Source organism: Amaricoccus sp. W119 (assembly GCF_047275745.1).
GTDB lineage: Bacteria > Pseudomonadota > Alphaproteobacteria > Rhodobacterales > Rhodobacteraceae > Amaricoccus.
Map to the genome: position 1 here is coordinate 89,349 of NZ_JBKQWU010000010.1, position 20,259 is coordinate 109,607.

Genomic DNA, 20,259 nt, shown 5'->3' on the forward strand with positions numbered 1-20,259 from the left:
GGGGGCTACTTGAGGGGCTCGAAACAAAGGGTGTCGTCGCGGAGGAACGCCTGCACGCGTCCCCGCCGCGCGGTGGGATCGAAATCGTCGCTGGTGCGGTAGAGCCCGGCGATGGCGACAAGCTCCGCCTCGAGGCTCTGGCAGAAGATCCGGGCGGACTTGTCGCCGTTCACGCCGGCGAGCGCGCGGCCGCGCAGCGGGCCGTAGATATGAATATTGCCATGCGCGATCAGCTCGGCGCCGGAACTGACGGGCGCGAGCACCACGAGATCGCCCGCGTCGGCGAAGATGCGCTGGCCGGAGCGGACCGGCTCGGTAATGACGACCGTCGCCTGGGCGGGCTCCGCCGGTTCCGGAGCCGCGGGCACCGGCACGGGCCGGAGGGCCTGCGCGGGCGCGTCGGTGTCGGACGTGTCCTCGGCCTTGCTCGGCTGGCCGCCGCGCGGCACCTGGGCGTCCCGGCCGCCCTGCAGGCAGATGAGCCCGGCGCCGAAGGCCGCGATGTCCTGATCCGCCGTCCCGTTCTGCACCCCGATCACGGCGAGCCGGCGGGCGCGCATGTCGCGCACGAGCTTCACGAAATCGGCCTTCTCGCGCAGTTCGGGCGCATCGGCGAGATCGATGACGAGCGGCGCGTTGACGAAGAAATGCGGCGCCTGGCGCATCAGTGATTCGAGCGCGCCGTAGAAGGCGGCGTCGACCGCGCCCGTGAGCTTCAGCACGACGGCGGTGAAGGAGCGACCGCGCACCTGAAGCGGGCGTTCCGTGACGGGTGAACCGTCAACCTTCGGGTTCAATGATCGCACCTGCAAGCCTGTCTGCTCCGACATCCCGGGCGGATGTTCTTGCGGGTCATAATATTGTGTTTACGTCATCTCGCAACCCTATATCGGCGCGTTCAACCGAGAGACGAGGGGAATTCTCGCGCGGATTCACGCGAGGCCTGGCCGCGTCGCGGGAATGCCTGTCGCGTTCGGCAGCGAGAAATGATCGTAATGCGATAGGGTTCGAGTGGATGTTCCGCCCGAAGATCGCCAAGCATTTATCTGATAGATGGGCGGAAATCGGGCTTGACCCGTGCGCTCCGGGCCACAGTCGGCGGTGCCCGTGCCGCCGGCGTCGCGCGGCCCCGTCACCCGCGGGTCGCCCGGCCGACCGCGCCGCGGCGAATCGATCCGCGAATCAGTCCGCATCGACGAACGTGCAGCACGAGAAACGGCCGGGCGTGACCCGGCCGAGATCCCGCGAGGCCGCGGGAGAGGGGGTCCGGGGGCCTCCACGCGGCCCCCGGCAGGTTTCCATGGTCCCGCGAGGACCCTCAGCTCGTGTGGTGCACGTCCTGGAGCCCGTAGACCGGCGTATCGAGACCTTCGAGACGCGCCTTCAGTTGCAGCGACAGATACTGCGAGTAGTGGCGCGACTGATGCAGGTTGCCACCGTGGAACCAGAGCCCTTCGACCTGGGTCGGCTTCCACATGTTGCGCTGCTCGCCCTCCCAGGGGCCCGGGTCCTTCGGCGTGTCGGAGCCGAGGCCCCAGACCTTGCCGATCCTGTCCGCGACATCCTGGCTGATGAGATCGGCGGCCCAGCCGTTCATCGAGCCATAGCCGGTCGCATAGACCACGAGATCCGCCGGCAGTTCGGTCCCGTCGTCGAGCACGACTCCGGTCTCGCTCAGCCGCTCGATCCCATGACCGGAGACGAGCTTGATCGAGCCGTCGATGACGAGATCGCAGGCGCCGACGTCGATGTAGTAGCCCGAGCCGCGGCGGAGGTACTTCAGGAACAGCCCCGATCCGTCCGAGCCCCAGTCGAGCAGGAACCCGCGATCCTCGAGCGCCTGATAGAAGTCGGCGTCGCGCTCCTTCATCTTCTCGTAGAGCGGGATCTGCCACTCGTGCATGATCTTGTAGGGCAGCGAGGCGAAGATCAGGTCCGCCTTGCGCGTGGTGATGCCATTGGCGATCGCCCGCTCGGAGTAGAGATCGCCGAGCCCGATATCCATGAGCGTGTCGGAGCGCACGATATGGGTCGAGGAGCGCTGGACCATGGTCACATCGGCGCCGGCCTCCCAGAGCGCCGCGCAGATGTCATGGGCGGAGTTGTTCGAGCCGATGACCACGACTTTCTTGCCGACATAGGCGTCCGGACCGGGATGCTCCGAGGAATGCTGCTGCTCGCCCTTGAACACGTCCTGGCCGGGCAGCGTCGGAACATTGGCCTTGCCCGACATGCCGGTCGCGAAGACGAGCTGCTTCGGGCGCAGGACCACCTCTTCGCCGCCGCGGTTCACGACGACTTCCCACTCCTTCTTCTCCGCGTCGTATTTCGCCGAGCGGGCCTCGGTCGAGGTCCAGTAGTTGAGCTCCATCACCTTGGTGTACATCTCGAGCCAGTCGCCGATCTTGTCCTTCGGCGTGAAGACCGGCCAGTTGTCCGGGAAGGGGATATAGGGCAGGTGGTCGTACCAGACCGGGTCGTGGAGGCAGAGCGACTTGTAGCGCTTGCGCCACTGGTCGCCGGGCCGCCCGTGCTTGTCGACGATGATCGTCGGCACGCCGAGCTGGCGCAGCCGCGCGCCGAGCGCGATGCCGCCCTGGCCGCCGCCGATGATGAGGACGTAGGGCTGCTCGGAGTAGCCGAGTTCCTCGGATTCGTGCTCGCGCTTCTCCTTCCAGGTCTTGCGGTGCTTGTCGTGCCCATGCTCCGCGCCCATCGGGCGGCGGATGCCCTTCGGCTCCTCATGGCCCTTGATCTCGGTCAGCGTGGTGAGCAGCGTCCAGATGAGCCCGTTCTTCACCCGGATATAGCCGTGGCCGCGGCCGGTCTCGGTCTCGAAATCGATCCAGCCCTCAAGCACATCGCCGCTCGCCGTGGGGGTCTCGTTCGGGTCGAGCCGCATGTCGCGAGGCTTCTGCGCGCCCAACTGGGCTTCCAGCATCGCGCGGATCTCGTCCGGCCCCTCCATCGTCTTGAGGTTCCATGTGAAGGCGACGAGGTCGCGCCAGTAGCTGTCGGCCTGGAACAGCGCCGCGGCGGCCTTGGCATCGCCTTGTTCGAGCGCCTCGTTCAGCCGTCCGAGGATGGTCTCGAGCTGAGCCGTCGGGGTGTCATCAAGCATTGATATTCCTCCTTGCTGTTATGTCGTTTGGGGTGCGCGGGGGGCAGGCCGCCCGCGCATCCGGGTCCTTGGACCGCCGCCTCAGTCGAGGGCGATCAGGATCTTGAGCTGGGTGCCGGCGGGATCGAGCAGCGCGTCGAAACCCTCGGTCACCGCGGTGTCGAGCCGGATCCGCTTCGTCACCACCTTCGAGGCCGGCAGAAGGCCGGAGGCGATCATCCGGATCACGCGCGGCCAGTAATGCGTCGGATAGGCCCAGGAGCCCCGGATATCGACGTCCTTGAAGGTGACGGCGAACCAGTCGAGCGGGTTGTCATGCGGGTGCAGGCCGGTCTGCACCACCACGCCCTGCTTGCGTACCGCGTCGAGGCAGGCCTTGAGCGCGTGTTCGTTGCCGACGCATTCGATCGCCACGTCGCAGCCGACATTGCCCTCGGTCGCGGCGCGGATCGCGTCGCCCACGTTGTCGCGCTTCGGGTTGAGCGTGACGACCTCGGGCAGCATCTCGCGCATGAAGCCGAGCCGCGTGTCGTTGAGATCGGAGACGAAAAGCTGCGTCGCCCCGGCGGCCTTCGCCGCGAGCAGGGTCAGCGCGCCGATCGGGCCGGCGCCTGTCACGAGCACGCTCGACCCCGCCGTGACTCCGCCCCGGTCGCAGGCATAGACCGAGACGGCGGCGGGCTCGACCAGCGCCGCTTCCTCGTCGGAGAGCGTGTCGGGGACGGGGGCGACGTTGTAGTCGTTGACGAGCGCCCATTCCGCCATGCCGCCCGAGACCCAGGAGAGCCCGACGAGCGCGAGATCCGGCGAGAGGTGGAAGAGCCCCCGGTCGGAGAAGTAGTCGCCCGAGCGCGGCATGACGAGCGGCTGGATCGAGACGCGGTCGCCGGGTGCCACATTGGTCACGCCCTCGCCCACCGCCTCGACCACGCCGCCGAATTCATGGCCGAGGATCTGCACGCCATGGGCGCCGGTGAAGGGATGCGGCTCCTTCGGGATGAAGATCGGCCCGTAGGAATATTCATGCAGGTCGGTGCCGCAGATGCCGACGAAGCGGTTGCGGACCAGAACCTGCCTCGGTCCGGGCTGCCCCGGCTTCTCGACATCCTCGACGCGCAGATCCTTCGCCGCGTGGAAGCGCAGCGCCTTCATCGTGCCGGCCCCAGTGCCGGCCCCGGTATCGGCGTCGCCGGCGGCGGTACGGGTCAGTTCGGTAGCCTCGGTCATGACTCTAGCTCCTTCAGACGAAAACCATGCCGCCATCGACCACCAGGCTCTGCCCGGTCATGTAGTCGGAGGCGGGGGAAGCGAGAAAGACGGCGACGCCGACCAGATCCTCGGAGGCGGAGGGGCGGCCGAGCAGGATGCCCTGCGAGAAGGTCTCGAAGGCTTCTCCGTCGCGGCCGGTGAGCCCTTCGTCCTTGAACCCCTTGTCGATCAGCTTCCACATGTCGGTGGCGACCACGCCGGGGCAGACGCAGTTGGCGCTGATGCCGTCGCCGCCGAAGGCGCGGGCGGCGGCCTGCGTGAGTGCGACCACGGCGAATTTCGAGGCGGAGTAATGCGCGAGCGGCTCGTAGCCCTGCTTGCCGGCGATCGAGGCGGTGTTGACGATCCGCCCGCCGAAGCCGCGCGCGTCCTTGCCCTGTTTCCGGAACTGCTCGATCGCCTCCTGCATGCCGATCAGGACGCCGAGCCCGTTGACATCCATCACCCGCCGCCAGTCGGCCTCGGTGATCGAGAGGAACGGCCTGGTCTGGGCGATGCCGGCATTGTTGAAGATCACGTCGAGCCGGCCATGGGCTTCGACCGCCGCCGCGATCATCGCCCGGGTCGCCGCGCGGTCGGTGACATCCGCCTGGACTCCGATCGCCGTGCCGCCCGCCGCGCGGATTTCCTCGGCGACCGCCTCGGCGCTTCCGGCGTCGATGTCGGCGATGGTGAGCCGTCCGCCCGCCTCGGCGATGCCTTTGGCCATCGCCGCGCCGATCCCGCGTCCGGCGCCGGTCACGATGACGGAGCGCCCGTCCGGATTGTGCATGAAGTGTCCTCCCGCTTGTTTTCGTTGGTTGTGCCGATCGTAAAGCAAGGATCGTGCCAGGATTTCGGGCTGGATTTGGCTTGCAAGTGAGGGGTGGAGTGTGGCGTCGCGCTGTCCGGGCGCCACAGGTGTGGCGCCACGCGGCGCGATGTGAGGCGCCTCAGTGGCGGCCGATCCCGAAGCGCCGCATCCGGCGATGGGCGGTGGTGCGGTCGATTCCGAGGCGGCGGGCGGCGGCGGCGACATTGCCGCCCGTCGCCGCCAGCGCGGCGGACAGTTCCCGCGCGTCCGGATCGACCATGCCTGGATCGACCATACCCGGATCGGCCGCGCAGGGATCGTCCGCCCCGGGATCAACCCCCTGGGGCTCGATGGGCGGAGCGGGCAGGGCGGCCGGGCGATCCATGCCTTCCGGCAGATCGGCCGGGCGGATCACTCCGTCGTCGCAAAACGCCGCGGCGACGGCGAGTACGTTGCCCAGTTCGCGCAGGTTCCCAGGCCAGCGATGCGCGCGCAGCCGGTGGAGCGCCTCGGGCGAGATCCGCGCCGCGCCATTGGCGAGCAGCTGCCCCGCGAGCCAGTCGAAGTCCTCGCGCGCCCTGAGCGGCGGCAGGGTCAGCGTCGCCGCGGCGAGGCGATAGTAGAGATCCTCGCGCAGCTTCCCCTCGCGCACCAGATCGGGCAGGGCGCGGTGCGAGGCGGAGAGAACGCGCGGGCTGACCCGCTTCGGCTGCGAGGCGCCGACCGGCGTCACCTCGCCCTCGGCGAGCACCCGGAGAAGCCGCGCCTGCAGCGTGAGGGGCATGTCGCCGATCTCGTCGAGAAAGAGCGTGCCGCCGTCCGCCTCCTCGACCAGCCCCTTGCGGCCCCGCGCGCTGGCACCGGTGAAGGCGCCGGGCGCGTGGCCGAAAAGCTCCGCTTCGATGAGGCTCTCCGGGATCGCCGCGCAATTCACCGCGACGAAGGCGCCGGCGCGTCCGCTCGCCTCATGGAGCGCGCGGGCGAGGAATTCCTTTCCGGTGCCGGTCTCGCCCTGGATCAGGATCGGCAGCGCGGTGCGGGCGAGTTTCAGCGCCTTGGCGCGCAGCGCGTCGATCGCCGGATCGCGGCCGAGCGCGCCGAGCGCGTTCGGCACCGGTGGCGCGGACGGGCGGCGGGCACGCCGGGGCTCGATCGCATGGGCGAAGAGCCGGTCGCCGTCATGCGCTACGATCATCCGGTCGCGCGTCGGGCGCTCGCGCGTCAGATCGGCGAGATCGTCGACGTTCATCTCGAAGAAATCCTCGAGGCTTCGCCCGACGATGAGATCCGGGCGCCGCCAGTCGAGCCCCGCGGCGCGCGCGAGGATCTCCGCGCCGCCATGCGTCATGCCGATGATCCGCCCCGAGCCGTCGAGCGAGATCGCCGCTTCGGGGTCCACGTCGAGAAAGTCGGGCGAGCGCGAGAAGCGCAGCACCCATTCATGCCGGGTCCGCGCCATGAGATTGGCAAGCTCGATCCTCCGGGCGGTCGCGGCGACGAGATGCAGCGCGAGGTTCTGGCTCGCCTTGGCGATGGGCGAGGCGAGGAGCGAGATGTCGAGCACCGCCGCGAACTGGCCCTGGGTGTCGTAGATCGGCGCGGCGGTGCAGGAGAGCGGCGTGTGGGTGAGATCGAAATGGTCGGTCTGATGGATCGTCAGCGCCTGACCCGAGGCGATGCAGGCGCCGATCGCGCAGGTGCCGGCCCGCGCCTCCGACCAGTCGGCGCCGAGATAGAGCCCGGCCTTCCTGAGCCGCCGGTCGAAATGCGGATCGCCGAGGAATTCGACCGCGACCCCGGCGGCATCGCCGAGCAGCAGTACATATTCGTGCCCCGCGACCTGCGAATAGAGCGACTCGAGCCCGGAGCGGGCGATGGCGATCAGTTCCTCGGATTGCTCCCGATGCGAGCGGAGCTCGCGTTCCGACAGGATGAACGCCTCGCGGTTGCGATACGGGTCGAGCTGGTGCTCGGTGACGCAACGCCGCCAGGAGTCGATCACCAGCGGGTCGCGGCCGGAGCCGCTTCCGTTCACGACCTGCTCGATCTCGGTGATATGGTCGCGCGCATTGGACATTCCGGTCGCCTCTCCCGGGGCCGTTCCTCCCACGTGAGCCAAGCATTTCGGCAAGCGCTTGTCCACGTTCTCCGAGAGGGCAACGGGCCCGGGACGCATCGGTTCCGGAAGGGTGAGTCGGCGCCGGCCGCGGCCGGTCCGGTTAACCTTCTGTCACAGAAGAAGGCCGCGCGGTGGGCGGGAAAGCCGGTGGCCGCCGATGCCGAAGATCGCTTGCGTTTGAGTATCTATCTGATATAGAAGGGATTTATCAAGGCCGATGCCCGTCGGTCGTTTGGTCACAAAGATTGAAGAAACTGTCACACGACTGCCATGGAACTGTCGTAAACGGGTGGCATGCTGCAGCGCAAACAAACTGACCCCTCAAATCGAGAGTCCAGATATGCGCAAGTTCATCGCCGCCCTCGCCGCGGCCGCCACGATCGCGGTCGCAGCCGGCGCGCCCGCCGCTCAGGCCGAGACCCGTCTCACCGGCTCCGGCGCCAGCTTCCCGTTCCCGATCTATTCCGCCTGGTTCAAGGATTTCAGCGCCACCAACAGTGACGGCGTGACGGTGGACTATCAGTCGAAGGGTTCGGGCGCTGGCATTCAGGACCTCGTGAACGGCGTCGTCGATTTCGCGGCCAGCGACGCGGCGATGACCGATGAGGAAATGGCGCAGGTCCAGAGCGGCGTCGTTCTGCTCCCGATGACGGCGGGCGAGGTCGTCCTCGCCTACAACCTGCCCGAGGTCGCCGAACTGAAGCTGCCGCGCGACATCTATCCGGAGATCTTCGCCGGCAAGATCGAGACCTGGAACGACCCGCGGATCGCCGAGGCGAATCCCGGCGTCGAACTGCCCGACACGCCGATCACCGTCGTCGTCCGCTCCGACTCCTCGGGCACGACCTTCAACTTCACGAGCCACCTGGCCGCGATCGACACCGCCTTCGCGGAGGAGGTCGGCGAGGGCAAGACGGTGCAGTGGCCTTCGATCAGCCGCGTCGTGAAGGCGCCGAAGAACGATGGCGTCACCGCGACGGTCATGCAGACGCCGGGCGCGATCGGCTACATCGAATACGGCTTTGCGAAGATGACCGGCACGCCGATGGCGACCGTCGAGAACGCGGCCGGCGAGTTCGTCGCCCCGGGTGGTGAAGGCGGCGCGCTCGCCCTCGACACCGCCGAGTTCGACACCAACATGCGCGCCTTCATCACCGACCCGCAGGGCGCCGGCGCCTATCCGATGGCCACCTTCACCTGGATGCTCTTCTACAAGTCCGGCCAGGACGAGGCGAAGGTCGCGGCGATCAAGGACATGATCGAATACGGCCTGACCACGGGTCAGGAGAGCGCCGAGGAACTGGGCTACATCCCGATGCCGGAATCGGTGATCGAGAAGGTCCGCGCCGCCGCGGAGCAGATCGGCGCCTCCTCCTAAGAGGACCGACCACACCACTCCCGCGGGCGGCGTATCCGACGCCGCCCTTTCCCGTAGTTGAGACGAACCTCCAGAACGGAAGGCCGGTTAATGAGTGCCGAAGGGACTGAACTGAACGACCGCTCGATCTCGCGGCCTCCATCCCAGGCGGAGATCCTCACCGACCGCGCCTTTCGCGGGCTCGCCTATGCCTCGGGGGTGCTCATCGTTCTCCTGCTGGTCTACATCCTCTGGAAGATCGGCGCGCAGGCCGCGCCGGCCATCGCGCGGGACGGCCTCGGCTTCCTGACGCGCGCGGTCTGGGACCCGCAGAACGGCGAATACGGCATTCTCGCGGAGATCTGGGGCACACTCTACAGCTCGATCCTCGCGCTCATCATCGCGGGTTTCTTCGGCGTCGCCGTCGCGATCTTCCTGACGCAGGACTTCCTCGACCCCCGGCTCGCGCGGGTGTTCCGCACGACGATCGAGCTTCTCGCGGCGATCCCCTCGGTCGTCTTCGGCCTCTGGGGCATCTACGTGGTGATCCCGGCGCTGCGCCCGATCGCGAACTTCCTGCACAGCAATTTCGACTTCATCCCGCTCTTCGCGACCCCGATGGGCGGCCCCGGCCTCGCACCGGCGGTCATCGTGCTGTCGATCATGGTGCTGCCGACCGTGGCCGCGATCAGCCAGGACGCCTTCCAGCTCATCCCGTTCAAGGTGAAGGAAGCGGCCTATGGCATGGGCACGACCCGCTGGGAGGCGATCCAGAAAGTCATGCTGCCGACCGCGGCGAGCGGCATCTCGGCCTCGCTCGTGCTCGGCTTCGGGCGCGCGCTCGGCGAGACCATGGCGCTCGCGATGCTGATCGGCAATGCGAACCAGATCAGCCTGTCACTATTCTCTCCGGCCAACACGCTCGCATCGCTCCTCGCATCCCAGTTTCCCGAGGCGGGACCGATCGAGGTGCAGCAGCTGATGTACGCGGCGCTCGCGCTCCTCGCCATCACGCTCATCGTCAACATCGCCGGCACGATCATCATGGCGATGTCCAAGAAGCAAACGGTGGCCTGATCATGACCATTCACGCGGATCTCCCCGAAACCCGGGTCCCGAGCCTCGATCGCGATCTCTCCGACCGGCGCGCGCTGCGGAACATGATCCAGACCGGCCTGCTCTGGGTCATCGCGCTCGCCGCCGCGGTGCCGCTCATCTCCGTGCTCTACATGCTGATCACGCAGGGCGGCGCCCGCCTCGGCCTCGAAGTCCTGACGGCGCTGCCGCCGGCCGGGCTCGAGCCCGGCGGCGGCTTCGGCAATGCGATCCTCGGCACGCTCGTCATGGTGGCGATCGCCTCGGCGATCTCGGTTCCGCTCGGCATCATCTCCGGTGTCCTCCTCGGCGCCATCGCACCGACGAGCCGCGTCTCGGATGTCGTCCGCTTCATCGGCAAGGTGCTGACCGGCTTCCCGTCGATCCTGGCCGGTGTCTTCGTCTACGCCTGGCTCGTTCTCATGATGGGCACCTATTCGGCCATCGCCGGCGGCGTCGCCCTCGCGGTCCTGATGGTCCCGACCGTGATGCTGACGGCGGAACAGGCGGTCCGCATGGTGCCGCAACGGATGAAGGACGCCGCGATCGGCATGGGCTGCACCCAGACGCAGGTGATCTGGAAGGTCACGCTGCCGACCGCGATGCCGGGCATCCTGACGGGCGTGATGCTCGCGGTGGCGGGCGCTTCCGGGGAATCGGCGCCCCTCCTTTTCACCGCGCTCTTTTCCAACTATTGGCTCGGCAGTTTCACCGAACCGACGGCTTCGCTCTCGATCCTCATCTACAACTTCTCCGGCATGCCCTTCCCGAACCAGATCGAGCTCGCCTGGGCGGCGTCGCTCGTCCTCGTGATGATCGTGCTCATCTTCAACATCCTCAGCCGCCTCATCGGCGCGCGTCGTGTCTGATCCAATGCAAGGAAACTCGGCCATGGTCTCCCTCAACACCGTCGAAACCACCGGCGCGCCGCGGACGGGGCTCGCCACCGATCCCGCGATCGCCATCGATGCCAAGGTGGAGAAGATCTACTACGGCGATTTCCTCGCGGTCCGCGACAGCCATGTCCCGATCGAGAAGGGCAAGATCACCGGCTTCATCGGCCCGTCGGGCTGCGGCAAGTCCACCGTGCTCCGCTCGCTCAACCGGATGAATGACCTGATCCCGAGCTTCCGCCTCATGGGTTCGGTCCGCTTCCTCGGCCAGGACATCTACGCGAAATCGGTCGATCCGGTCGTCGTGCGCCGTCACATCGGCATGGTGTTCCAGCAGCCGAATCCGTTCTCGATGTCGATCTACGAGAACGTCGCCTTCGGCCTGCGCCTCAACCGCTTCAAGGGCGACTATGACGAGCGGGTCGAAAGCGCGCTGCGCAAGGCGGGTCTCTGGAACGAGGTCAAGGACAAGCTGAAGCAGAACGGCCTCGCGCTCTCCGGTGGCCAGCAGCAGCGGCTCTGCATCGCCCGCGCCATCGCGACCTCGCCGACCGTGCTCCTGATGGACGAGCCCTGCTCCGCCCTCGACCCGATCGCCACCCGCATCATCGAAGAACTGATGCTGGAGCTGAAGCAGGACTATTCGGTCGCCATCGTGACGCACAACATGCAGCAGGCGATGCGCGTCGCCGACAAGACGGCCTTCTTCTCGGTCGACATCTCCAAGGGCGGCCGTACCGGCTTCCTCGTCGAGCAGGGCGAGACGCGGCAGATCTTCCATGATCCGCGAGAGAAGCTTACCAAGGACTATATCTCGGGCGAGTTCAGCTGATCGCGCGACCTCGCGACTGGCGGACCGCTCGCCGGCACGCCAGGTCCGCGGGGGGAGGACGGCGATGGAATGGCGCAGGCTCGATCTCGGGCGTATCGAGGAAGCCCTACGTGTCCTGCTTCGCCTGCCGGACATGACCGAACGCTGGCAGCGGCTCCGCGAAGAGCCGCTGACCGACGACGCGACGCGGCGCCTCATCGAGGGCTATCGCTATGTCGATCGACTGCTCGCGGAGCGGATCGACATCTTCGCCTATGGCCAGAGCGGCAAGATCCTCGAACTCAATCACCGCGTTCTCTGCGGCGTCTCTCCGGAGCGGCGGGCAAGCTTCCAGTCGCATCTGACAGCGACCGAGCGGCATTTCTATGACGATCCGCTCGGCGGCATCTCGGCGCTCAGCGAACGTTACTCCCGTTGGCAGCGCCATGCGCCGGAGACGCTCGCGGCGGAGATCTATGTGCAGGCGGTGAGCGCGCCGCAGCTTTTCCTGGAGGGCAACAGCCGCACCGCCGCCCTGATCGCGAGCTATTGTCTCGCGCGGGCCGGGCTGCCGCCTCTCGTCGTGACGGTCGGCCGGCTCGACGAGTACCACGGGCTCGCCGAACGCATCGCGGCGCTGAGCCGGGACGGGATCACCGGGATGCTCACCTTCGGCATCTGCGCGCGGCGGATGACGCAGTTCATCCGCGAGAGCGCCGATCCGGCCTTTCTCACGCCGCGCCCGGTTTCGGCGAGGGTCGTGTGAGTCGCATCTGGTGTTCCGGGGCCATCCTGTGACTTATTAACACTACGTCCGCGCGCCGGGATCGGACGGGCCGATCCTGTATGGGAAGTGTCACACAGTCTTGATAGGGAGCGGTCGGTTTTTTCACGGAGGGGAGTAGGGCCATGAAGATCGCGGTTCTGGGTGGCGACGGGTTCGTCGGCTGGCCGACCTCGCTGCATCTGTCCGATCAGGGGCACGAGGTGCATATCCTCGACAACCTCAGCCGCCGCTGGATCGATACCGAGCTTGGCGTCCAGTCGCTGACGCCGATGGATTCGATCCAGGAGCGCAGCCGCGTCTGGCACGCGGAGACCGGCCGGCGCATCCACTTCCATCTGATCGATCTCGCCAAGGACTACGAGATCCTGAAATCCTGGCTCGCCGCCGAACGTCCCGACGCGGTCATCCATTTCGCCGAGCAGCGCGCCGCGCCCTATTCGATGAAGTCCGACCGGCACAAGAACTACACGGTCTCCAACAACGTCAACGCGACGCACAATGTGCTGAACGCGCTGGTCGAGATCGAACTCGACGCGCATCTCATCCATCTCGGGACCATGGGGGTCTATGGCTATTCGACCATCGGCGCCGCGATCCCGGAGGGATACCTTCCGGTCGATATCGAGACGCTTTCCGGTGAGAAGAAGCGGCAGGAGATCCTCTATCCGACGCGCCCCGGCTCGATCTACCACATGACCAAGAGCCTCGATCAGATCCTGTTCCAGTTCTACGCCCAGAACGACGGGCTCCGGATCACCGATCTGCATCAGGGGATCGTCTGGGGCACGCATACCGAACAGACGCGGCGGCATGCCCAGCTGATCAACCGCTTCGACTATGACGGCGACTACGGCACGGTGCTGAACCGCTTCCTGATCCAGGCGGCGATCGACTATCCGCTGACGGTGCACGGGACCGGTGGCCAGACCCGGGCCTTCATTCATATCCAGGACTCCGTGCGCTGCGTCGAACTCGCATTGCTCGACGCGCCGAAGCGGGGCGAACGGGTCAAGGTCTTCAACCAGATGACCGAGACGCACCGCGTCCGCGACCTTGCCGAGATGGTGGCGACCCTCACCGGCGGGCGCATCGCCTGGCTGCCCAATCCGCGCAAGGAAGCCGCCGAGAACGATCTCATCGTCGAGAACCGGCAGTTTCTCGACCTCGGGCTCCAGCCGATCACCCTCGCCGAGGGGCTGCTGTCGGAAGTGGTCGAGGTCGCGAAGAAATTCGCCTACCGCGTCGATCGCGCCCGCGTGCCGGCGGTCTCCGCCTGGACCCGCGAGATCGGCAAGCTTGTCGAGCGCGATCCCGAGGGCCGCGCGCTCCGCTCGGTCTCCTGATGCTGCCGGAGGGCGCCCCGGCGGCGGATCACGCACCGGTCAGCACCCACGCCTATGCGACGCTGGTGACGAACGCCGATTACGCGCTCGGCGCCCGCGCGCTCTGCCGCTCGCTCCGGCTGACCGGAACGCAGGCCGATATCGTGGTGCTGCATACCGGCGGCGTCTCCGGGCCGGATCTGGAGCCGATGCATGAATTCGGCGTGCGCCTCGCGCGCTGCGATCTGCTCCCGACCTCGGCCGCGTTCAACGCGGCGCATGGCCGCGACCGGCTGCATGGCGCGGCACCCTTCACCAAGGGCGAGAAGCCGGCCTTTCACACGCCGCTCGACAATTTCGTCAAGCTGAGACTCTGGCAGATGGAGGAATACGAGCGCGTCGTCTTCATCGACGCCGACGCGCTCGTCCTGCGAAACCTCGATATCCTGTTCCAGTACCCGGAATTCTCCGCCGCGCCGAACGTCTACGAGAGTCTCGGGGATTTCACCCGGCTGAACTCGGGGGTCTTCGTCGCGAAACCCTCGGCCGCGACCTTCGCCGCGATGCTCGCCCGGCTCGATGCGCCGGGGGTGTTCTGGCGCCGGACGGATCAGACCTTCCTGCAGAGTTTCTTCCCCGGCTGGCACGGGCTGCCGGTCTACTGCAACCTGCTGCAATACGTCTGGTTCAACCTGCCCGATCTCTGGGACTGGGCCTCGGTCCGCGTGCTGCACTATCAATACGAGAAGCCCTGGCAGGACCATGCGAAGGCGGATCAGGTGCGGCCGCTGATCGACCTGTGGCGGGCTTATCTCACGGGCGAGAACATCCCGCCCGACATCGCCGCCCTGCCGGGGCCGAAGGAGGGCGCATGCGGGTCCTGATCACCGGTGCGACCGGCCGCGTCGGCCGCTTCATCCTCGCAGATCTGCTGGCCGCCGGCTACGATGTCGCGACGCTCGGCCGCGCGCCGGTTCCGGGCGTCGAGTATTTCGCCTGGCAGCTCGGGGTGCCGGTTTCGCTGCCCGAAGCGGGCGCGCTGGTCCACGCGGCCTTCGACCATGTGCCGGGCCTCTACCGGGGTGGCGAGGGCGACGATCCCGAGGGCTTCTGGCGCCGCAATGTCGAAGGCTCGCGCCTGCTCTTCGAGGAGGCGATGCGCCAGGGCATTCACCGCGCCATCTTCCTGTCGAGCCGCGCGGCCTATGGCGACCCGATGCCCGGCGCGATCCTCGATGAATCCGAGCCGCCCGCGCCCGGCGGGACGCTCTACGGTCAGGGCAAGCACGCGACCGAGCAGATGCTGGACGCGCTGGCGGATCAGGGTCTGCGCCCGGTCTCGCTGCGCGCGACGGGCGTCTTCGGCCATCTGCCGGGCGGGCCGGAGCACAAATGGGTGGGGCTCTTCCGCGGCTATCTCGCGGGCGAGCCGATCGCGCCCCGTGTCGCGACCGAGGTGCATGGCGCCGATGTCGCCGCCGCGGTCCGGCTGATGCTGGAACGCGGCGAGACCGAGCGGTTCTACAACGTCTCCGACCTCGTGCTCGACCGGAGCGATCTGCTGGCGCGGGTGGCCGAACTGACGGGCGTGACCCACGCCCTGCCGGAGCGCGCCGATGCCGGGGGACTCGCGGTGATGGCGACCGACCGGCTCCGGGCGCTCGGCTGGCGGCCGGACGGGCTGGCCCGGCTCGACGCGGACCTGCCGGAGCTCGTCGCCGCGGCGCGGTGAACGGCGGGATCGAAGTCCGTCCTACGCATCCGTCTCGGCGAGCACCCAGTCGCGATAATCCTCCGTCACCATCGTCACCGGATGGGCGAGGATGCAGGGCAGATCGTAGGGATGCAGTTGCCGGGCGAGCGTCGCGAGCGGGCGAAAGAGCGTGGCGCGGGTCTTCAGGAACAGCGGCACCTCCGGCGAGGTCTCCCGCGCGCCGCGCCAGGTGTAGTGGCTCGTCACCCCGGCGCCGATATTCGCGCAGGCCGCGAGCCGGCGGTCGAGCGCGGCCCCGGCGATGCGCGTCGCGGTTTCCGCGTCGGGGCAGAGGATCTCGACGGTCACGATCTCGGTCATGGCAGCTCCCTCAGGTCCGCTCGGCGGAAGTCGTTGCGCCGGCCAGTATGCTTCGTTACGCCTGATCTTCCACCCCGTGCGCGACGCGGGGAAAAGACGAAAAGGGGGAGCGAATGAAGATCCGGTCGGTGATGTGCTACGGCGACAGCAACACCCACGGCACGATGCCGATGAGCGCGCTGGGCGATCTCGGCCGCTTCGGACCGGAGACGCGCTGGCCCGGCGTGCTCGCCGCGGCGCTCGGCGAGGGCTGGCGGGTGGTCGAGGAAGGGCTGCCCGGCCGGACCACGGTGATGCCCGATCCGATCGGCGGAGCGCATCGCAACGGGCTCGCCATCCTGCCCGCGCTCCTTGACAGCCACCGGCCGCTCGACCTGGTGGCGCTGATGCTCGGCACCAATGACATGAAGCTGCGCTTTCAGGTGCCGGTGATCGAGATGGCCGATGCCGTGACCGCGCTCGTCAACACCGTCCGGACAAGCAACGCCGGGGTCGGGGGCGCCGCCCCCGCGGTCCTCCTGATCGCGCCGCCGCCGGTCTTGGAGGCGGGCTGTCTCGCGGAGATCTTCGAGGGCGGCGCGGAGAAGTCGAAGCGGCTCGGCGCGGTCTATGCCGAGGTGGCCGCGCGGTTCGATCTGCCGTTTCTGAACGCGGGACAGGTGATCGAGTCGAGCCCGCTCGACGGGGTTCATTTCGACGCCGAGGCGCATGCGCGGCTTGGCGAGGCGGTCGCGGGCGCGATCGCCCGTCTCCCGATCTGAGGGGCGATCATGGGCAGGATTGTGATCCTCGGTGTCTTCAACGCGGACACCACCTATCGCGCCGAGCGGATGCCCCGGATCGGCGAAACGCTGCACGGCCTCGGTTTCGCGCTCGGGCCGGGTGGCAAGGGCTCGAACCAGGCGGTGGCGGCCGGTCGGCTCGGCGCCGAGGTGACGATCATCTCCCGGCTCGGCCAGGATGCTTTCGCCGAGATGGCGCTCGATCTCTGGCGGTCGGCGGGCGTCACGCCGGCGGTGACACGCTCCGCCGACGGGCATACCGGCGCCGCCTTCATCTTCGTGGAGGCCGGAACCGGCAACAATGCGATCATCATCGCGCCGGGCGCCGCGGGTGAGCTCGGCCCGGGCGATCTCGAGGCGCGGGCGGAACTGATCGAAGGGGCGGATGTCTTCCTGACCCAGCTCGAACAGCCGCTCGCCGCGGCCGCGCGCGGGCTTGAGCTTGCCCGGGCGGCGGGGGCGGCCACGATCCTGAACCCCGCGCCCGGCCGGCGCCTGCCGGGCGACCTGCTCCGCCTCTGCGACTATGTCACGCCGAACGAGACCGAGGCGGAGGACATGACCGGGATCGCGGTCAAGGGTCCCGATGACGCGCGGGCGGCGGGGCAGGCGCTGCTCGATCTCGGCGCGGGGAACGCGGTGATAACGCTGGGTGCGCGCGGCGTCCTCTGGTGCGCGCCGGGTGGCGCGGAGCTCATCNCCCGATGACGCGCGGGCGGCGGGGCAGGCGCTGCTCGATCTCGGCGCGGGGAACGCGGTGATAACGCTGGGTGCGCGCGGCGTCCTCTGGTGCGCGCCGGGTGGCGCGGAGCTCATCCCCGCGATGGCGCCGGGCCCGGTCGCGGAAACGGTCGGCGCGGGCGATGCCTTCAACGGCGGGCTGGCCGCGGCGCTGGCGAGCGGGATGGCTCCGCGCGAGGCGCTGCGCTTCGCGAGCGCCGTCGCCGGGATCTCCGTGACCCGGCCCGGCGCGGCCGCCTCGATGCCGACGCGCGCCGAGGTCGAGGAGCTGCTCGCCCGGAGTTGAACCCCGGAATTGAACCCGGAACCGATCCCCGGGGGCCGGACCCTGGGATCGGGCCCGGGGGGCGAGCTACTCCGGCTCCTTCGGCGCCTCGGGCGGCTGCTGCGACGGATGGTTCTCCGGGTGGAAATCGAAGAAGAAGGCGTAGACGCAATAGGCGCCGAGGCCGAGGAAGATGATCGCCCAGAACGGGCTCCCGGTCACCAGCTCGAACACGCCCCAGGCGAGACAGACGGCGGTCGTCACCACCCGCAGCCAGACCGGCTTGAAGGCGGGATGGTCGGTGTCGATGAACTTCCTCATGCCATGTCTTAACCCGGCCCGTCGCCTGGCGGAAGCCGAAAGCGGAGGCGAGGCGTCGAATCGGTCCAGCCCTCCGGGCCGAATCGAATCACGCGGCATGCCGGACTCATCTCCGCCCCGTTTCATCGCGCCGCGATGTGCCACGCGCACGGAGAAGCGGAAAATTCAGGTCTCGGAATGGGTTGCTCCAGCGCTGGATCGGTCGGGAGCCGCCGATCATTCGCAACGGGCCCCGACATCGCACTTGACGGACGAACAAAATATGGAATAAAAATTCTGCAATAAAACAAATCAGCGCATTCGTTCCACGGGCATGGCCCACGGTTCGGGCGCAACGAAATCCGGGTGATCCGGGACGGGCGGCGCTGGTGCGGTCCGGAAGGTGGAGGATGATACCAATGAAGAAGCTGATGGTCGGCGTCGCCGCGTTCACCCTGATGGGACAGGCCGCGATGGCTGCGAATGTCGGTGTGTCGATGGCCGCCTTCGACGACAACTTCCTGACCGTGCTGCGCAACGGCATGATCGACCACGCGGCGACGCTCGAAGATGTCACGCTCCAGGTCGAGGACGCGACCAACGACGTCGGCAAGCAGTTGAGCCAGATCGAGAATTACATTGCCTCCGGGGTCGATGCGATCATCGTCAACCCCGTCGATACCGACGCCACCGTCGCGATGAGCGCCGCCGCCGACGCCGCCGGCATCCCGCTCGTCTATGTGAACCGCATGCCCGTGAACGTGGACGCGCTGCCCGATGGCCAGGCCTTCGTCGCCTCGGATGAGCGCGAAAGCGGCACGCTGCAGACGCAGGAAGTCTGCCGCCTGCTCAAGGCCGCCGGCAAGACCGAGGCCAATCTCGTCGTGATGATGGGCGAGCTTTCCAACCAGGCCGCCCGCCAGCGCACCCAGGACATCCATGACGTGATCGCGACCGAGGATTGCTCGTTCATGACGATCGCGGAGGAGCAGACCGCGAACTGGCAGCGCACGCTCGGCAGCGATCTGATGGCGAACTGGCTCTCCGCCGGGATCGAGTTCGACGCGGTGGTCTCGAACAACGACGAGATGGCGATCGGCGCGGTCCAGGCGATGAAATCCGCCGGCCTCACGATGGACTCCGTCATTGTCGCGGGCATCGACGCGACCCAGGACGCGCTGGCCGCGATGGCCGCCGGCGATCTCGACGTGACGGTCTACCAGAACGCACAGGGCCAGGGCGAGGGGGCGCTCGCCACCGCGCTGGCGCTCGCGGCCGGAGAGCAGACCGAGAAGCAGGTCTTCATCCCCTTCGAACTGGTCACGCCCGAGAACCTCGCCAACTACCAGTGATCCCGCCTCGTTCCGGCGTGCCCGACTTGCGCGCCGGAGCGATCCGGCATTCCACGACTCGCAAATAGTGCTACGCCTTTGACGGGAGGCCGTGCCGTGTGACCGGCCGAAGCGGAAAGAGAGCTCCGGCGAAACACGGCGAGGCCTGCCGCTCGTGCAAGGCCCTTTGGGAGGAATGAATGGTTTTCCGACTTAACCTGCTGGCCCCGGCCGCGGTCGTCGCCGCGCTGGCAAGCCCGGCCGCCGCGCAGGAACTCGGCATCGCGGTGTCGAATTTCGACGACAACTTTCTGACGCTGCTGCGCGAGGCGATGGCCAGCCGCGCGGAGGAAAAGGGCGCCACGACGCAGTTCGAGGATGCCCAGCGCGACGTGGGCCGGCAGCTCAGCCAGATCGAAAACTTCACGGCCTCGGGCCTCGCCGGGCTGATCGTCGCCCCGGTCGACAGCGACTCGACCCCGGCGATGACCGCGGTCGCCTCGAACGCCGGCCTGCCGCTCGTCTATGTGAACAACCTGCCGGCCAACCTCGACAGCCTGCCCGACAACCAGGCCTTCGTCGGCTCGAAGGAGATCGAGGCCGGGCAGATCCAGGGTCAGGAAACCTGCCGCCTGCTGAAGGAAGCCGGCAAGACCGAGGCGAGCATCCTCATCATGCTGGGCGACCTGTCGAACCAGGCCACCCGTCTCCGGACCCAGGGAGTGAAGGACGTCCTCGCGACGCCGGACTGCTCCTTCATCACGGTCGCCGACGAGCAGACCGCGACCTGGCAGCGGACCCAGGCGGTCGATCTGATGACGAACTGGCTCTCCTCGGGGATCGAGTTCGACGGCGTGATCGCGAACAACGATGAGATGGCGTTGGGCGCGGTCCAGGCGATGAAGGGCGCCGGCGCCTCGATGGAGGATGTGATCATCGCGGGCGTCGATGCGACGCCGGACGCGCTGGCCTCGATCGCGATGGGCGACCTCGACTTCACGGTCTACCAGAGCGCGCCCGGCCAGGGCTCGGGGGCGGTGGACACGCTCCTCGACCTGATCGCCGGCAACGATGTGCCGCGGGAGGTCTACGTGCCTTTCGAACTGGTCACGGCGGAGAACGCGGCGGACTACCAGCCGAAATGACGAGGAGCGGGCCGCGCGCGGCTTTCGCGCGGCCCGCCAGACGACGGTAGAAGA

General features: G+C 67.9%; 21 protein-coding genes. 13 read left to right on the plus strand and 8 right to left on the minus strand.

Features of this window, described 5'->3' with window-relative positions; all coding sequences use genetic code 11:
- Nucleotides 1-5 precede the first annotated feature (5 nt).
- From minC to ACLJK8_RS08335, 6 genes are all read right to left on the minus strand, one after another.
- Nucleotides 6-749 (minus strand): septum site-determining protein MinC, encoded by a 744-nt coding sequence (gene minC, locus ACLJK8_RS08310; protein WP_413149688.1) that lies wholly within the window; start codon nt 747-749, stop codon nt 6-8.
- Nucleotides 750-1,318: 569 nt separating this feature from the next.
- Nucleotides 1,319-3,121 carry an NAD(P)/FAD-dependent oxidoreductase gene (locus ACLJK8_RS08315; protein ID WP_413149689.1) on the minus strand — a complete coding sequence of 601 codons (1,803 nt, stop codon included), beginning with the start codon at nt 3,119-3,121 and terminating at the stop codon, nt 1,319-1,321.
- Between the two features lie 81 nt (nt 3,122-3,202).
- Nucleotides 3,203-4,348 (minus strand): 2,3-butanediol dehydrogenase, encoded by a 1,146-nt coding sequence (locus ACLJK8_RS08320; RefSeq protein ID WP_413149690.1) that lies wholly within the window; start codon nt 4,346-4,348, stop codon nt 3,203-3,205.
- 13 nt (nt 4,349-4,361) lie between these two features.
- Nucleotides 4,362-5,162 carry an SDR family NAD(P)-dependent oxidoreductase gene (locus ACLJK8_RS08325; protein ID WP_413149691.1) on the minus strand — a complete coding sequence of 267 codons (801 nt, stop codon included), beginning with the start codon at nt 5,160-5,162 and terminating at the stop codon, nt 4,362-4,364.
- A gap of 160 nt (nt 5,163-5,322) precedes the next feature.
- Nucleotides 5,323-7,260, minus strand: a complete 1,938-nt coding sequence (locus ACLJK8_RS08330; protein ID WP_413149692.1) for a sigma-54-dependent Fis family transcriptional regulator — start codon at nt 7,258-7,260, stop codon at nt 5,323-5,325.
- A gap of 153 nt (nt 7,261-7,413) precedes the next feature.
- Entirely contained in the window at nt 7,414-7,614 is a 201-nt protein-coding gene (locus ACLJK8_RS08335) for a hypothetical protein (RefSeq protein WP_413149693.1), read from the minus strand.
- A gap of 28 nt (nt 7,615-7,642) precedes the next feature.
- On the opposite strand from ACLJK8_RS08335, the gene pstS reads away from it, so the two are divergent.
- The 8 genes from pstS (at nt 7,643) to ACLJK8_RS08375 (ending at nt 15,299) form a co-directional block, all read left to right on the plus strand.
- Nucleotides 7,643-8,680 carry a phosphate ABC transporter substrate-binding protein PstS gene (gene pstS / locus ACLJK8_RS08340; protein WP_413149694.1) on the plus strand — a complete coding sequence of 346 codons (1,038 nt, stop codon included), beginning with the start codon at nt 7,643-7,645 and terminating at the stop codon, nt 8,678-8,680.
- Nucleotides 8,681-8,770: 90 nt separating this feature from the next.
- Nucleotides 8,771-9,736: a phosphate ABC transporter permease subunit PstC gene (gene pstC, locus ACLJK8_RS08345; protein ID WP_413149695.1), complete on the plus strand. Its 966-nt coding sequence runs from the start codon at nt 8,771-8,773 to the stop codon at nt 9,734-9,736.
- A 2-nt stretch (nt 9,737-9,738) separates the two neighbouring features.
- The gene (gene pstA / locus ACLJK8_RS08350; RefSeq protein WP_413149696.1) at nt 9,739-10,623 is read left to right on the plus strand and encodes a phosphate ABC transporter permease PstA; all 885 of its coding nucleotides are present in this window, start codon (nt 9,739-9,741) and stop codon (nt 10,621-10,623) included.
- A 22-nt stretch (nt 10,624-10,645) separates the two neighbouring features.
- The gene (gene pstB / locus ACLJK8_RS08355; protein WP_413149697.1) at nt 10,646-11,479 is read left to right on the plus strand and encodes a phosphate ABC transporter ATP-binding protein PstB; all 834 of its coding nucleotides are present in this window, start codon (nt 10,646-10,648) and stop codon (nt 11,477-11,479) included.
- 64 nt (nt 11,480-11,543) lie between these two features.
- Nucleotides 11,544-12,224 (plus strand): hypothetical protein, encoded by a 681-nt coding sequence (locus tag ACLJK8_RS08360; RefSeq protein ID WP_413149699.1) that lies wholly within the window; start codon nt 11,544-11,546, stop codon nt 12,222-12,224.
- 143 nt (nt 12,225-12,367) lie between these two features.
- Nucleotides 12,368-13,588: an NAD-dependent epimerase/dehydratase family protein gene (locus ACLJK8_RS08365; protein ID WP_413149701.1), complete on the plus strand. Its 1,221-nt coding sequence runs from the start codon at nt 12,368-12,370 to the stop codon at nt 13,586-13,588.
- Nucleotides 13,588-14,451, plus strand: a complete 864-nt coding sequence (locus ACLJK8_RS08370; RefSeq protein ID WP_413149703.1) for a glycosyl transferase — start codon at nt 13,588-13,590, stop codon at nt 14,449-14,451. The genes ACLJK8_RS08365 and ACLJK8_RS08370 overlap by 1 nt, the downstream gene beginning before the upstream one ends.
- Entirely contained in the window at nt 14,439-15,299 is an 861-nt protein-coding gene (locus ACLJK8_RS08375; protein WP_413149704.1) for an NAD-dependent epimerase/dehydratase family protein, read from the plus strand. The genes ACLJK8_RS08370 and ACLJK8_RS08375 overlap by 13 nt, the downstream gene beginning before the upstream one ends.
- 21 nt (nt 15,300-15,320) lie before the next feature.
- Here ACLJK8_RS08375 and cutA read toward each other — a convergent pair whose 3' ends face one another.
- Nucleotides 15,321-15,641, minus strand: a complete 321-nt coding sequence (cutA, locus tag ACLJK8_RS08380) for a divalent-cation tolerance protein CutA (RefSeq protein ID WP_413149705.1) — start codon at nt 15,639-15,641, stop codon at nt 15,321-15,323.
- A gap of 113 nt (nt 15,642-15,754) precedes the next feature.
- On the opposite strand from cutA, the gene ACLJK8_RS08385 reads away from it, so the two are divergent.
- Genes ACLJK8_RS08385 through ACLJK8_RS08395 form a run of 3 tightly spaced genes read left to right on the plus strand, consistent with a single transcriptional unit; the run spans nt 15,755 to nt 17,450 of the window.
- A complete protein-coding gene (locus ACLJK8_RS08385; RefSeq protein WP_413149706.1) occupies nt 15,755-16,402 on the plus strand; it encodes an SGNH/GDSL hydrolase family protein in 648 nt (215 codons plus the stop codon).
- A gap of 9 nt (nt 16,403-16,411) precedes the next feature.
- The gene (locus ACLJK8_RS08390; RefSeq protein WP_413149707.1) at nt 16,412-17,131 is read left to right on the plus strand and encodes a ribokinase; all 720 of its coding nucleotides are present in this window, start codon (nt 16,412-16,414) and stop codon (nt 17,129-17,131) included.
- Nucleotides 17,106-17,450 carry a PfkB family carbohydrate kinase gene (locus ACLJK8_RS08395; protein ID WP_413149709.1) on the plus strand — a complete coding sequence of 115 codons (345 nt, stop codon included), beginning with the start codon at nt 17,106-17,108 and terminating at the stop codon, nt 17,448-17,450. Before ACLJK8_RS08390 ends, ACLJK8_RS08395 begins: the two co-directional genes overlap by 26 nt.
- 66 nt (nt 17,451-17,516) lie before the next feature.
- Here ACLJK8_RS08395 and ACLJK8_RS08400 read toward each other — a convergent pair whose 3' ends face one another.
- Nucleotides 17,517-17,750 carry a hypothetical protein gene (locus ACLJK8_RS08400; protein ID WP_413149710.1) on the minus strand — a complete coding sequence of 78 codons (234 nt, stop codon included), beginning with the start codon at nt 17,748-17,750 and terminating at the stop codon, nt 17,517-17,519.
- Nucleotides 17,751-18,148: 398 nt separating this feature from the next.
- Between ACLJK8_RS08400 and ACLJK8_RS08405 the strand changes: the two genes are divergently transcribed.
- Together ACLJK8_RS08405 and ACLJK8_RS08410 are read left to right on the plus strand one after the other, a co-directional pair.
- Complete coding sequence (locus tag ACLJK8_RS08405; protein ID WP_413149712.1) at nt 18,149-19,081, plus strand: sugar ABC transporter substrate-binding protein; 933 nt, start codon at nt 18,149-18,151, stop codon at nt 19,079-19,081.
- Between the two features lie 179 nt (nt 19,082-19,260).
- Nucleotides 19,261-20,205, plus strand: a complete 945-nt coding sequence (locus tag ACLJK8_RS08410; protein ID WP_413149713.1) for a substrate-binding domain-containing protein — start codon at nt 19,261-19,263, stop codon at nt 20,203-20,205.
- The last annotated feature ends 54 nt before the right edge of the window (nt 20,206-20,259 follow it).